Annotated in this window: 10 protein-coding genes; 6 read left to right on the forward strand and 4 right to left on the reverse strand. The window is 37.2% G+C overall.

Features of this window, described 5'->3' with window-relative positions:
- Positions 1-428 precede the first annotated feature (428 nt).
- A complete protein-coding gene (gene mutH / locus LW139_RS14985; protein WP_166540896.1) occupies positions 429-1106 on the forward strand; it encodes a DNA mismatch repair endonuclease MutH in 678 nt (225 codons plus the stop codon).
- A gap of 88 nt (positions 1107-1194) precedes the next feature.
- On the opposite strand, the gene LW139_RS14990 is transcribed toward mutH, so the two are convergent.
- The 3 genes from LW139_RS14990 to speA all read right to left on the reverse strand — a co-directional run bounded on the left by LW139_RS14990 (position 1195) and on the right by speA (position 5252).
- The gene (locus LW139_RS14990; RefSeq protein ID WP_166540897.1) at positions 1195-1974 is read right to left on the reverse strand and encodes an acetoin reductase; all 780 of its coding nucleotides are present in this window, start codon (positions 1972-1974) and stop codon (positions 1195-1197) included.
- 346 nt (positions 1975-2320) lie between these two features.
- Positions 2321-3241, reverse strand: coding sequence for an agmatinase (speB, locus tag LW139_RS14995; RefSeq protein WP_247850148.1), 921 nt, complete (start codon positions 3239-3241; stop codon positions 2321-2323).
- Between the two features lie 103 nt (positions 3242-3344).
- Positions 3345-5252, reverse strand: coding sequence for a biosynthetic arginine decarboxylase (speA, locus tag LW139_RS15000; protein WP_109407481.1), 1908 nt, complete (start codon positions 5250-5252; stop codon positions 3345-3347).
- A 690-nt stretch (positions 5253-5942) separates the two neighbouring features.
- On the opposite strand from speA, the gene metK reads away from it, so the two are divergent.
- Positions 5943-7097, forward strand: a complete 1155-nt coding sequence (gene metK, locus LW139_RS15005; RefSeq protein WP_109407482.1) for a methionine adenosyltransferase — start codon at positions 5943-5945, stop codon at positions 7095-7097.
- A 181-nt stretch (positions 7098-7278) separates the two neighbouring features.
- On the opposite strand, the gene bcsG is transcribed toward metK, so the two are convergent.
- A complete protein-coding gene (gene bcsG / locus LW139_RS15010; RefSeq protein ID WP_166540899.1) occupies positions 7279-9033 on the reverse strand; it encodes a cellulose biosynthesis protein BcsG in 1755 nt (584 codons plus the stop codon).
- Between the two features lie 852 nt (positions 9034-9885).
- Between bcsG and bcsR the strand changes: the two genes are divergently transcribed.
- Genes bcsR through bcsB form a run of 4 tightly spaced genes read left to right on the forward strand, consistent with a single transcriptional unit; the run spans position 9886 to position 15789 of the window.
- Positions 9886-10077: a cellulose biosynthesis protein BcsR gene (gene bcsR / locus LW139_RS15015; RefSeq protein ID WP_166540900.1), complete on the forward strand. Its 192-nt coding sequence runs from the start codon at positions 9886-9888 to the stop codon at positions 10075-10077.
- 8 nt (positions 10078-10085) lie between these two features.
- Positions 10086-10823 (forward strand): cellulose synthase operon protein YhjQ/BcsQ, encoded by a 738-nt coding sequence (locus tag LW139_RS15020; RefSeq protein ID WP_227335848.1) that lies wholly within the window; start codon positions 10086-10088, stop codon positions 10821-10823.
- A complete protein-coding gene (gene bcsA / locus LW139_RS15025; protein WP_247850149.1) occupies positions 10823-13408 on the forward strand; it encodes a UDP-forming cellulose synthase catalytic subunit in 2586 nt (861 codons plus the stop codon). Before LW139_RS15020 ends, bcsA begins: the two co-directional genes overlap by 1 nt.
- A gap of 59 nt (positions 13409-13467) precedes the next feature.
- On the forward strand, positions 13468-15789 hold the full coding sequence (gene bcsB / locus LW139_RS15030; protein ID WP_247850150.1) for a cellulose biosynthesis cyclic di-GMP-binding regulatory protein BcsB: 2322 nt from the start codon (positions 13468-13470) through the stop codon (positions 15787-15789).
- The last annotated feature ends 2 nt before the right edge of the window (positions 15790-15791 follow it).

Below are 15791 nucleotides of genomic sequence, written 5' to 3' on the forward strand. Positions count from 1 at the left end.
ATCACTTATAATTCAAATTAGTAGCTAGTTTTTAATGCCTATTTCAGCGATTAGATAAAACAATTAAAAGACTCACCGCCTTAAATCGTACAAAAAACAATCACAGGATGTTTTATCCACAGGTTATGCCGATTAGTTAGACAAAATAGGATTATTTTGAGGAATATCTGCAAAAGTCAAGGCTGTAAATCAGAACAGTGATCTCACTTTCTGTGAGTTATCCCATAAAGCTGTGGATAACCTAGTGTAAAAGCCTGTTTATGATTTCAGGATAACCGTGCACAACTTGATATTATAAATTTCAATTGAAGGATTAACTCAAAAAAATGATGATATATCATGCTATTATGATTTAAATAAAATAAAGTGAAATACATTATCAACAACCTTTTTTTTCTGTCTATTTTTTAAACAAGAAGATGATAACTATGTTTACGCCACCTGTAGCACCTGAAAATGAGCAAGTTTTATTTGAGCGGGCAAAAGCCCTAGCAGGTTATACATTTGGTGAACTTGCTGCTTTTGCACAATTGCCTATTCCTGCCAACCTAAAAAGAGATAAAGGCTGGGTAGGAATGTTGTTAGAATATTATTTAGGTGCAAGTGCAGGCAGTAAACCCGAACAAGATTTCAGTGAATTGGGTATTGAACTTAAAACAATCCCGATTGACAGACTAGGTATGCCTTTAGAAACCACCTTTGTCTGTGTTGCTGCATTAACAGGTAATAGTGGTATTACATGGGAAAACAGCCATGTAAAACGTAAGCTCTCTAGAGTCTTATGGGTTCCTGTTGAAGGTGAAAGGGAAATACCATTAGCACAACGTCGTGTCGCTTCTCCGTTACTTTGGAGCCCTAATAGTCTGGAAGAAGAACTCTTACGCCATGATTGGGAAGAGTTAATGGATATGATTGTGCTGGGTAAAGTAGAAAGTATTACTGCACGCCACGGACAAGTGTTACAAATCCGTCCAAAAGCCGCAAACAGTAAAGCATTAACAGAAGCTATTGGTGAAGATGGAAAACGTATTATGACCTTACCCAGAGGCTTCTATTTGAAAAAGAATTTTACCGCCCCGCTGCTGGCACGGTATTTTCAGCTTTGATTTCGTTATAAATCGCTCGCAATAAATAACCCTGTGTCATTCTTTTAAATCACACAGGGTATTGATAAATAACTTTTTATTTTATTGATTAACGATAAACAATACCGCCATCAGTTAAAATTGCTTGGCCTGTAATATAGTCAGAATCATCACTTGATAAGAAAACAACGAGGGCAGCAACATCATCAGGGGTTTGAGCACGACCCAATGCAATACCTTCAACATATTTCTTATAGGTTTCGCCTTTTGGTGCTCCAGTTATCTCAGCAAATCGCTCATCAATTTCAACCCACATATCTGTGCCTACAATACCTGGGCAGTAAGCATTTACAGTAATACCAGCACTAGCATACTCTTTTGCTGCGGCTTGTGTCAGCGCACGTACAGCAAACTTAGTTGCGGAATAAACACCTAACATTGCAAAGCCATCGTGTCCTGCAATAGAAGAAGCATTAATAATTTTACCTTTATGACCTAATGCTTTAAATTTCTCTGATGCTGCTTGGATCCCCCACATGGTGCCATTTACGTTAATTTTGAAGATCCTATCCATATCTTCAGGTGTTACGTCAGCCAGAGGCTTAACTTGGGCAATACCTGCGTTATTGATCATCACATCAAAGCCACCTAATGCCTTTTCAGCATGTTCAACAGCAGCAAAAACTTCATCACGATGACTAATATCTGCAGCAAAAATTGTTGTTTTACGTCCGAGAGCTTCAATTTCTTTTGCAACATCCGCTAACTTATCTGCTTTCAAGTCAACCAGAGCAATATCAGCACCTTCTTTTGCTAAACGCAATGCAATGCCACGGCCAATTCCCTGAGCAGCGCCTGTAACTAAAATTACTTTACCATTCAAAGCCATTGTCTTTCTCCTGAATATTTACAGATGAAAAAGCTCTTCTAAAAAAGAACTTTGTTAATAGATTAACAGTAGCAATTAAACAGGCGGGTGACAAAATAACGATCATTCGCTAGTAAACTCAATAATAGCGATCAAACACTCTGTAAATAATTATCATTTAGAATAAGTGCTCAATAAATGATAAAATAAGCACTAAAAAGAGCAGAAAAGGCATTTGAGAAGTAAGTTTATTTATTAGCAAAAAATGCTTAACTTATTCATAGATAGAAGAAAAATAGAAATAGAAATAGAAAAAGCGATACCTACAAGATATCGCTTTATCTTTATTTTCTGGGGTTAACAGAAATTATTTTTTTGTTGCTTGCAGATATAACATATCAAGTGCAATTGTAGCTCCAGCAAGTGCTGTAATATCAGATTGATCATAAGCTGGAGAGACTTCAACTAAATCCATACCGACGATATTTAACGGTTGTAATGCACGTAAGATCTTCAGTGCTTTATCGGTTGTTAAGCCACCGACGACTGGTGTTCCTGTTCCAGGTGCAAATGCAGGATCAAGACAATCAATATCAAAAGTCAGGTAAACAGGTAAATCACCAACAATTCCTTTGATCTGATCGACAAGATCAGTCACACCACGATCGTTAACTTGTGCAGCATCTAACACGGTAAAGCCGTTATCACTGTCATGCTCGGTACGAATACCAATTTGAACAGAATGATTAGGATCGATTAATTCTTCATTAGGTGCATGGAAGAACATGGTACCGTGATCAAATTTACTGCCATTACCATAAGTATCGGTATGCGCATCAAAATGGACTAATGCCATTTTGCCAAAATGTTTAGCATGAGCACGTAGTAAAGGTAATGTGACAAAGTGGTCACCACCAAAGGTTAAACATTTTTTACCTGCGGCTAATAGCTTCTCTGTATGAGCTTGTAGTTTATCGCTCATATCTTGTGCATCACCGAAATTAAAAACTAAGTCACCACAATCGACAACGTTTAAGCGCTCACGCATATCAAAATCCCAAGGCCAGCGGTTTCCTTCCCACGCTAAATTGGTTGAGATTTGGCGGATAGCGCCTGGTCCATGACGAGTTCCCGCACGACCCGATGTTGCCATATCGAAAGGTACACCCGTAATAACCCAATCCGCATCACTACTATAAGGCTGAAAATTCAGTGGAAAACGTAAAAAACCAAATGCATTAGAGATCAATGAATTATCAGTCTCATTACCTAACGTACTATTTTTCATGCTATTACCTCTGTCACTTATTTTAAATAAGTAACATACAAATCAATATGATAGATAAAGAGTGATGTTTAATAACATCACTCCTGCATTGGAAAATTAAGAATTACTCTTCTTCTTCCAGATACGTATAACCGTATAAGCCACTTTCAAATTCAGTCAGGAATTGTTCTTGCAACGCTTCATCTAACTGTGCATTTTTTACTTGGGTACGGAAACGATCTAACAACACCGTTGGATTTAACTTAACGTACTGAAGCATATCGGCAACGGTATCGCCCTCTTCGCTTTGGACGTAAGTAAGATTACCTTTTTCATCAAGATAAACGTCAACAGCAGCAGTATCACCAAATAAATTATGCATATTGCCTAAAATTTCCTGATAAGCCCCAACCATAAAGAAGCCAATCATAGGCGGGTATTCAGGATCATAAGCTGGCATAGGCATCGTTGTTTCAACGCCATCACCATCAACATAATGGTCAATAATACCATCTGAGTCACACGTAATATCGAGTAGTACCGCACGACGATCCAGTGGTTTATCTAACCCTTCAATCGGTAATACAGGAAATAATTGATCAATACCCCATGCATCAGGCAAAGATTGGAATAATGAGAAGTTAACATAGAACTTATCTGACATACGTTCTTGTAACTCATCGATAATCGGGCGATGAGCACGATTACTTGGATCTAAATCATATTGGATACGACGACAGATATTTAAATATAACTCTTCTGCCCATGCACGCTCTGTCAGGCTTAACATGCCATGAACATATTGAGTATGCACATCATGCAAGTCTAATTGGCTATCATGCAACCATTCACGTAATGAACGACTATGCCCTTTGGTTTGCATCTCTTCCCATGTTTCCCAAAGGCTAGCGATTGGTCTTGCTGCATCTTCCTCCGGTGGCGTAATCGCGGTAAATTCATTACGCTCAACACCAATGACATTAGAAATCAATACGGTATGATGTGCAGTTAACGCACGGCCTGATTCGGTAATTACGGTTGGATGTGGTAAATCATTTTCATCACACGCATCACCAATTGCCCAAATAACATTATTTGCATATTCATTAAGGCCATAGTTAACCGAGCAATCAGATTGTGAACGAGTGCCTTCATAGTCCACACCTAGCCCGCCACCCACATCAAAATATTGAATATTCACACCTAATTTGTGCAACTCAACATAGAAACGAGCAGACTCACGAACACCGGTTGCGATATCACGGATATTCGCCATCTGAGAGCCTAAATGGAAATGCAGTAATTGCAGACTCTCTAAGCGATCAGCTTGACGTAACATATCAATTAATTGCAGAACTTGTGTCGCAGCTAAACCAAATTTTGATTTTTCACCACCACTTGCCTGCCATTTGCCTGATCCTTGAGAAGCAAGACGAGCGCGAACGCCTAAACGAGGAATAACCTCTAAACGTTCAGCTTCTTCAAGTACCATTTTTATCTCAGACATTTTCTCAATCACTAAGAAAACTTTATGCCCAAGCTTTTCGCCTGTGAGTGCTAAGCGAATATACTCACGATCTTTATAACCATTACACACAATCACAGAGCTTGTCATATTGGCATGAGCAAGCACGGCCATTAATTCAGCTTTAGAACCAGCTTCTAAACCTAAAGGCTCTCCTGCATTGACTAATGACTCAATAACACGGCGTTGTTGGTTAACTTTGATTGGGTAAACTAAAAAATAGTCACCTTTATAACCATAAGATTCACGCGCACGATGAAACGCCGCATTAATCGAACGTAAGCGATGCTGTAGAATTTGAGGAAAACAAAAAAGTGCAGGTAAGCGCAGATGTGATTGCTCTTCTTGAACCCGTTTAACCAATTCAGTTAAATCAAAAGTGGCATCAGGAACATCAGGATTAGGGCAAACGCTAATATTTCCCCGATTGTTCGCTAAATAGTAACCGCCACCCCAATATGCAATATTATAGGTCTGCTGCATCTTACGAGCGATGTTATCATTCATGACATTCTCCTTAGGGAGTATGAGTTTATACCTTGCCTGTCACTATAGTAGTCAATAATTTATTGAAAATCTGAAACGACTGATAAATAACAGTTGGAAGTAATGACTCACTATATATTTTTATATGATTATCCAGCTATTCGCCGGACATAATAGTAGAAAGTTCTTGAGTTAACCTATAACGAGTTAACACAATCACCTATTGGCAAGTAACAGACAACTTCGCTCTAAAGAGAAAGAGCTCAGAGAGGAAATCACTCTAGATATACTACGTGTATAGTATTGACGAGTGCTGTTTTGGTTTTTGAAAAGACTAACCTGTAGACAATGGATCATTACCCATTCACTCCACACATGGCTTAAACCTATAAGCCATTTCCCTAACAGAGAAACAGAATTAGAAATTCTGCGGTTTACACTGTGTTCAGATTTCACAGTAACCGCGAGTTTATACCTGTAGTTAACATAAAATGCAAAAGCAAAATGCACAAAAACCTTTTTTTTCTTATTTTCGATCTTTTATCATCAGAAAATAGCACACAATAAAAAACAAGATTAACTGTTTGATTCTATTTTATCCCTATATTTGATTAAAAAAAGCTGGAATTAAAGAGAGAAGAGTCATAAAATAGACGTCTAGATGTTAAAACATCCATCCTTAAACCGTTTGTATTAAGGTAACGAGATATAATGACTACACACCTATTTACTTCTGAATCAGTCTCAGAAGGTCATCCAGATAAAATTGCAGATCAAATTTCTGATGCTGTTCTGGATGCAATTTTAGAACAAGATCCAAAAGCGCGCGTTGCCTGCGAAACTTACGTTAAGACAGGCATGGTTATGGTAGGCGGAGAAATTACCACCAAAGCTTGGGTCGATATCGAAGAAATTACACGTAATACCGTTCGTGAAATCGGTTATACCAGTTCTGATATGGGCTTTGATGCTAATTCCTGCGCAGTTATCAGTGCGATTGGTAAACAATCACCAGATATCAACCAAGGTGTTGACCGAGCTGATCCTTTAGAACAAGGTGCTGGTGACCAAGGTTTAATGTTTGGTTATGCAACAAATGAAACTGACGTATTAATGCCAGCACCAATTACTTATGCTCACCGCTTAGTTCAGCGTCAAGCACAAGTACGTAAAAGTGGCACTTTACCTTGGTTACGCCCTGATGCGAAAAGCCAAGTTACCCTCCAATACGACAACAATAAAGTTGTTGGTATTGATGCGGTTGTATTATCAACTCAGCATTCTGAAGATATTTCACAAAAAGACCTGCATGAAGCGGTGATGGAAGAGATCATTAAACCTGTTCTGCCAGCAGAATGGTTAAATGAGCAAACTAAATACTTCATCAACCCAACGGGTCGTTTTGTTATCGGTGGCCCAATGGGTGACTGTGGTTTAACAGGTCGTAAAATCATTGTCGATACTTACGGCGGTATGGCCCGTCACGGTGGCGGTGCTTTCTCTGGTAAAGATCCATCGAAAGTAGACCGTTCAGCAGCTTATGCCGCACGTTACGTTGCTAAAAATATCGTTGCTGCTGGTTTAGCAGACCGTTGTGAAATTCAAGTTTCTTATGCAATCGGTGTGGCAGAGCCAACATCAATTATGGTAGAAACATTTGGTACTGAAAAAGTCCCAACAGCACAACTTATTCTGTTAGTACGTGAATTCTTTGACTTACGTCCTTATGGATTAATTCAAATGCTAGATTTACTGCATCCAATCTACCAAAAAACAGCGGCTTATGGCCATTTTGGTCGCCCTGAATTCCCTTGGGAAGCAACAGATAAAGCAGAAATCTTACGTGAAGCTGCGGGTTTAAAATAATCCTCTGCTATTAACATCACGCTATTAACTATTTGATAAAACCACATCTTTTGAGATGTGGTTTTTTATTGCTGTTCATTTTATTTCTAAATCTATAAAAAAAACCCCGCAATCAACACGGGGATCTCAAAAGGAGAAAACGAGAACATAGACTTATAATGAAATGATTTTCTATAACAAGTTAGTTAGGATAATTAATCCACTCACCTCCATTTAACTTGATATAAGACTGACCTTGATAATCAACCACAATGGTAGCTTGGTTTTCTGCAACATTGGCTGTTTGAGGTAATCCGCTGGCTAATGCATTCCAATCAATAGAAGATTGATTAAAAACATCACCATTCACATTACGAGAGATAAATTCAGACAAGGCCAAATAGCTACTTGGCTCTTCAACAATCACAGGTGGATAAAATTGTGCTCTATCTTTGATCCCTGTAAAACGAATACCGACAGGTACTGTGGTAATACTTTGACTAGGAATGTCTCTTAAACCTGACATCTGTGTTTTATCACCTAGTAAAGCGGCGCCATGTTCCGGCACAATGACTACCATCACTTTTCTTCCTTTTTTATCTAACTCATTCATAAAGTTATCTAAACTGTCTAATAAAGTGCTGGCTCGCTTACCGTAATCAGCGGTGTTATTTTCCCCTACAAAACGATTACCATCATGTAATGACACTAAATTCACAAACGTCACACTACGACTCTCATTTGATTGTTCACGTCCTTGCAACCAACGCATCAACGTCTCTTTGTCGTTATAAATTTTAGTGCCGTCAAAGGCCGTTATTTGATGAGAAAGATTCTCTTGATCTTGTAAGGCGATATTAAGATTACCAAGTTGCTGAACTTCTTGAAGATAATTGCCAAACTTCCCGTTATGATCGAGCACCAATTTCTTTGCAAAACCTAACGAAGATAAATTGTCCATTAACAAGCATTGTGTATCGGTCGGATCATATAAATCAGAATGGTGAGTTTGACCACAACTAGCACGTAATAATCTTAGTGATGCAGGGCCACTATAAGAAGATACGGTATTAAAGTGACTAAATAGCACATCAAAATTTCCCCAAATAGGATGCTCTTGTAGCCCTACAGCTGCGGCATCCGCTGTTGAAAGTGAACAAATATTAATAATTAAGATATCAAAAGGTTGAGCATCTGCAGACAACTGCACTGGGAATGGCGTTATACGTTTTTTCTCATAGCTATAAAATTGAGTTAACCAATCATCTAATACTTTATTATTAAACTGATGTTTTTGGGGAGGATAAAGTGTTCCCATTACTGTTTGTTCTACCGGTTTCGTAATAACTTCAGGCGCTACAGGTGTCACAGCTGGAGATCCAACAGTTGCGGGTAACACTTCAATTTCACTGGCTCTTTCACTACTTATCTCATTATTGACACTATTTTCTTGGGTAAAGCTATTGGCTGAAACAGCAGGTACCATACCTTGCGAAAAATGGGTAAACCCTCCAATATTTAACCAAAGGACCCCCGCAATGATAAAGACAGAAACCCTTACCCACTGCTCAATAAACAGGTAAGCCACCAGCAAAATAAAGGCAACACCGATCATTTTAATGTTGATAAAATTAACAGATAATTCAACAAGATAATCAAACGAAAACTGTTTAAGTTGTCCACCTTGCGCTAATACCGTTGAAAAGCTGGGCAACCATGTATCATGATAAAATAAAATGGCTCCGATAGGGATAGCAATCCAATTGCGCATTTTATGCCAAATGTTTTTAGGTAATGGAAACAATAAAAATGCGAGGAAAAGTAGATTACTAAAAGCATCAAAATTTAAATAACCATACCAAAGTAAAACAAACTTTAGTAAAAAATAGAAATTCCATGCTCCCAACCCATGCCAGTAATGTAAAAAATCGAATTGGGTTGAATTAGACTTGTTCATTTTGATTTCCTACTTATTAGTATAAATAAATCCAACTCGACAGTTATATGATGATTCATATCTGTCTTTTTATTACTTCTGATATTAAATTAACTACTAAATAAAGATATAAGAGAATATTTATTTAACCACTTAGTAAAAACCCTTAAATAAAAAAAACAAAAAAGAAATTAACCAGACGGATACTGGCCTCTTATATAAAAATAAAGATAATAATAAAAACCAACTTATTTAAGTCGGTATTAAAAGAAAACACTCAAGCTTCTATTTATATAATAGCCACTATTTTTAAAAATGGTGCATTATTTTCATTAATTAATAAAACACAGAGTTATCTTATTTTTATATTTCTAAACAAAAACAAAATAAGCAACAGATAAATAACAATTTAAAAACACCAACTACGATAAATAAATAATTCACTTAATATAAAAACATAAATAATCAAAAAGTGACTATCTAATAATAACTTTTTGATTAAAAATGATTAAGATCAATATACAATAATGAACATCATAATTAAATAATTTAATATATTGTTATAAACAGGCAATTTACAATTCTTTTTCTTTGCCTTATTTTGCAGTTAAACTCATTTGTTCATTATTTGAAAAGTCAATTATTAAAAAAACAAAATATAAATTAAAAAGAAAAACCAATAACCACCCATTACATAAAAAAGATAATAAATATCTATTTTATGTGTTTTTACGTAATTGAAATAATTATTTTTAAAGCATATTCTAAAATGGAAGTTTTAAATAATTAGTAAACAAGATTAATTAAACATTCTTTTGCCGGGAATTTAATCCTGGAAAGGATTTATTTTGTTTTTATCTAGAGGTTATTAATATGAAAAATGAAACTTTTATTAACTCAAATATAAAAATAGAAAAAAATAATCTAAATAAGGACATCGATAAATTAAAAAAATTATTTTCATTAAATAACTATCACTATCAGGATATTAATAAAGAAGAAGAAAATAGTGTGCTTATTTATCGATGGCCATTACTCAATGCATTTCATTACATGACTAAATGAGGCTAACTATGCCACTTATTGTACTAAAAGGGATACGAGGCGGAGTGGGTACAACATCCACTGCAATTGCTCTTGCTCGGCAATTTAACCAACAAAATAAAAAAGTGCTTATTATTGATAATTGCACTGAAAGTATTTTGTCTTATTATTTCCCTGCACAGCAAGAAATGACCACATTAAGTCAGGCATTATTGGCACAAACCCCTATAGAGGAGTGTCTTTTTAGCTATCGATCACACTATCAAGTTTTACCCTTTGGTTTTGTTAACACGAAGGATAATTTACTCTTACAGTTATCATTTTCAGCAAAACAGCATTTCAATCACTTTTTATCATCCTTTATTCAACTGCATCCAGACGCCATTATTTTAATGGACTTGCAACATACACAAGATACGTTATTTACCCCTTGGATAGAAAAAGCAGCTATTTTTTTCACTGTTGCAATGGCTGAAAGCAACTGCCATATCCGCCTAAATCAACATGAATTTAGTAAAAATGAGTACATACTCATTAATCAATTTCGAGCAACTAGCCAAGTTCACCAAGATTTTTATCAATTTTGGCAAACTACTTCTTTTCCCTTATGCCCAATGGTTCTTCATCGAGATGAGGCGTCATTAGAAGCCTGTGCCTCACGTTTACCTTTATATGATTATCGAGCCAATTGCATGTTAGTTGAAGAAATTACACAACTAACCCAATGGTGTATTCCGTTATTAGAGAGGAAAGAAGGACAGCCATAATGCCATCATCTTTCGATGCCAAGCAAAAAACAGAAAAGAATGTGCCACAACACATTCTTATTCGTTATTACAAATTCTATCGCCATAACGGAGCCTCTCGTAGTGCAGCCATTGTTAACGAGCTATTTATCGGCATTATGTGGATTTTTTTACGAATGGAATCACCTTTTTGGCGAAAAATAGCTAGAAAACAGCGTGAGTTATTTCCTCATATTAACCCTCGTTGCCCTAAAATTTTCGATCCCTTACGCTATTTATTACAAAGTATTTGGCTGACATGTCATTACATTGGGTATTTATTGGTAAAGAAACCAACTCAGTTTATTTCCCATATCCGAAACCTATACAAAAAATTCTTTGTTCAGGTTTCACCTATTGCAATTGAAATCATTCAACACAAGAAAAAAAACACCCCCATTTGGCAATATTTGCTTTACTCTGCCATTGCTGTTTTAGCTATTTTCTTTATTTTACTGAGTATTACCCAGCCATTTGATCTCACTTTCCAATTTGTTTTTGTCATTGTTCTTTGGTTAGTAGCTTTGGCGATCCGTGAGATCCCTGGTCGCTTGGCCTCCATTGCCATGATTATGTTGGCACTCACCATTGCATGTCGATATATCTGGTGGCGTTATCAATCTACGCTGTATTGGGTTGATAATTTTAGTCTTTTTTGCGGTTTACTGCTGTTACTTGCTGAAACTTACGCATGGTGTGTGCTATTTCTCAGCTTTATGCAATGTATTTGGCCACTGCATAGAAACCCAGTTTCTATGCCTGAAGATATTACAAAATGGCAAAGTGTCGATATTTTTATCCCCACCTATAACGAAGATCTGCAAGTGGTTAAACCCACTATTTATGCCAGCTTAAATTTAGATTGGCCTAAAGATAAACTCTCTATTTATTTACTTGATGATGGTAATCGCCCTGAATTTAAAGCATTTGCACAAGAAGTGGGTATTCGTTATATCGCACGTGAAAAACATGACTTTGCCAAAGCAGGTAATATCAATCATGCATTAACACACGCAACAGGTGAGTTTGTCGCTATCTTTGACTGTGACCATATTCCAACACGTTCATTTTTACAATTTACGATGGGTTGGTTTTTAAAAGACGAAAAAATGGCATTAGTACAAACACCTCACCATTTTTTCTCACCCGATCCATTTGAACGTAACTTAGGCAATTTCCGTGAAACACCAAATGAAGGCACACTATTTTATGGTTTAGTTCAAGATGGAAATGATACTTGGAATGCGGCATTTTTCTGTGGCTCTTGCGCAGTTATACGCCGCACAGCACTAGATGAAATTGGCGGTATTGCTGTTGAAACTGTCACCGAAGATGCGCATACCTCATTACGTTTACATCGCCATGGTTGGCGATCTGCCTATATCCGTATACCACAAGCTGCTGGGCTAGCAACTGAATCATTATCAGCACATATAGGGCAACGTATTCGATGGGCAAAAGGTATGGTACAAATATTTCGCCTCGATAATCCTCTATTCGGTAAAGGACTGAGCATTCCTCAACGCCTCTGTTATTTAAATGCCATGTTGCATTTTTTCTCAGGCATTCCTCGTATGATTTTCTTATTAGCCCCTCTGACATTTCTTATTTTTCACGCCTATATCATTTATGCGCCTGCTATCGCTATCGCCTTATACGTTGTGCCATATTTGATCCACATATCTCTGGCAAGTGCGAAATTACAAGGTGCTTATCGCCACTCATTTTGGGGTGAGGTCTATGAAACAATTTTAGCGTGGTACACCACTAGACCTGTATTAAGCACACTATTTTCCCCATATAAAGGCAAATTCAACGTCACTGAAAAAGGCGGAGTGATGGAAGAAGGGTTTGTTGATTGGAATATTAACCGCCCTTACTTAATCTTTTTCAATCTCAATTTATTGGGCATTTTATTTGCTTTTTGGCGTATAGCAACTGGCGATCCTGACGAAGTTTGGGCTGCTGTCATGTGTTTATTATGGGTTTGCTATAACCTTGTCTTACTAGGTGTTGCAATTGCCGTTTCTGTTGAAACTAAACAACAACGCCGTTTCCCTCGCGTTAGAGTCAAGGTTCCGGCTATGTTGTTGTTAAACAACGGAGCTCTATACAGATGCTATCTCTATGATTTCTCTGATAATAGCTGCGCTATTTTATTGCCTGATAATGTCACTCTCTCTTTACCTCAAAATGAAAATATCACGCTACTGTTGAGCCAAAATCAGCGAGAGCATGCTTTTAAAGCCAATATTTCACGTATAGATGGACAAATTATTGGGTTGCAACTACTTGAAATGACCACGCAAAAAGCCATTGATTTTACAGCTTGTACCTTTGATAGAGCTGATACCTGGGCTGATTGGCAACACGATCTTCCTGTGGATAAACCTTTAAATAGTCTAAAAAATATTATTTTCATCAGCATGCAAGGCTATAACACCTTGTTAAAACGAGCACCTTACTTTATTTATGCCACTTTCCGCCTACTTGGCCTCTTTTTGCTGTGGCTTTCATCTTTACTCCCTCAACACGTTAATGTTTCAAAAATATTGCATCAGTCTTAAAGGAAAACTCCGTTTTTTGGGAATTTATTAATAAACAATAAGATCATTGGGTAACAATAATGAAAAAACGTTTTCTCATACTTGCCTTATTTATGCTGACTTCTTCAGTTCATGGAGATGAAACGCAAGAAGTGCAAACGAATACTTCAGTGCCACCGGTCACAATAACTGAAGCAACATCTGAAATTATTTCTCAAGCAGAACCAGTAAATACACCATTGTCATCTGGTGATATAACACCTTCTGTACGTCAAAAAATACTGAAATTTGCAAATACAGCCCCTAGCTATGGCGCTATTCATTTAACCGGAGTCAGCCCAGATGGCTATTTAGAATTTGGTGTACGGAGTGATGAATATGTTTCAAAGGCGACCCTAGATTTAGAATTCACTCCTTCGCCGTCTTTACTCCCTGTCGAGTCTCATCTTAATGTCTATTTAAACGATGAAATGATGGGGGTTATTACTCTAAAACCAGAAGATTTAGGTAAGAAAAATCAGATTACCCTACCGATTGATCCACTTTTCATTCAAGATTTTAACCATATAAAACTCTCTTTTATTGGTCACTATCGTGAAATTTGTGAAAACCAAGCCAATACTACGCTTTGGCTTGACGTCAGTAAAAATAGTCAATTAAATCTGACCTTTCAGTCACTCCGTTTAAGTAATGAATTAGCGCATTTTCCTGAGCCATTCTTTGATAGTCGTGATTTCGGTTCAATAACTCTACCGATGGTTTTCAACCAATCACCTAACCTCACTCAACAAAAAGCGGCTGCAATACTCACCTCTTGGTTTGGTACTCAAGTCGATTGGCGTCAGCAAAATTATCCTGTGTATTACGATGCATTACCAAATCAACACAGTATTGTTTTTGCGACCAATAAACAAAAACCTGAATTTTTAAAACAGCATGCTGATGTTAATGCTCCCACTATCGAGATGCTGACACATCCAACAAATCCTTATATCAAATTACTTCTTATTATGGGACGTGATGATAATGATTTGATCACTGCTGTAAATGGCATCGCTCGTGGGCAAGTTATTTTTAGAGGAAATGTTGTCACTATCAATGAAGTAGAAAAGCTTATCCCTCGCGAGCCTTATGATGCACCCAAATGGGTACAATTAAATAAACCTATTTATTTTAATACGTTACAAGATTATGCAGGTCAATTGCAATCACGGGGATTAAAACCTAATCCGATTACGTTAAATATGACCTTACCACCTGATCTCTTTATGTTTAATAATACGGGATTACAAATGCAATTGCGTTATCGCTATACCGCACCTGCATTTCAAGATAATTCTCGCATGTCTATTTCAGTAAATGACCATTTTATTAAGTCCTATCCTCTCGAAAAAGATAAAAAAGACAATCTTGTCATTGCTTATTTACCGCTTATTCAAGGTTGGATTGAGCATAAAAATTTATTGAATATCCCTGCAGTAAAATTAGGTGAACGTAACCAAATTACATTTGCATTTGATTACACTAATCCAATACCGGGAGGTTCAGCTGACCAGTGTATTACTTATCAACCCGTTCCAAACGCTGTTGCTATTGATGATTTATCCAGTTTTAATTTTACAGGTGATTATCGACATTATATTGCCTTACCTGATTTACGTGTTTACAGCCACGCAGGCTTCCCGTTTAGCCGTTATGCCGACCTTTCTGAAACACTAATTTTTGTCAATCAGCAACCGTCACCGACGCAGTTATCGACTCTTTTGATCTCTACAGGGAATATTGGTGCTCAAACAGGCTACCCAGCGCTTAATGTTTCGCTAACTGATTCATTAGAAGAGCTGCAAAAAAGGGATGCCGACCTACTCCTCATTGGGACTATTCCACCCGCATTAAATAATGACAAACAGATGAACGTATTGATTGATAAGGCACGTAGTGAAATTACATTGCCTTCTCGTGAGATCAGTATATTTAGTCATACTAGCTATCAACCGACAGATAAACGTCCTGATAGTCGGATCTCATTGACCTCTAAGGGATCAATGGGCGCCATTATCGGATTCCAATCACCGTTCTTTTCACAACGTAGCGTGGTCGCGCTGTTAGCTGACAGTACCCAAGGTTACAAGCTATTAAATGAAGCTATTAGTGATAGCGGTAAACGTGATGCAATGCATGGCTCCGTGGTATTAGTCAGAGAATCTGGCGTTAATAGCTTACGTGTTGGTGATACATATTACGTAGGTTACTTACCTTGGTGGGAGGAAGTTTGGTATGTCTTTGCTTCTCACCCAGTCTGGCTTGGTTTAGCGGCAATCATCGGTATTATTCTTGTCTCTCTTCTTATTTGGCGAGCAATGAAAATAAGAAGCCAACGTCGTTTAGCGGCTAAGGACTAAGG

It is taken from the genome of Proteus vulgaris (genome assembly GCF_023100685.1).
Classification (GTDB): Bacteria; Pseudomonadota; Gammaproteobacteria; order Enterobacterales; family Enterobacteriaceae; genus Proteus.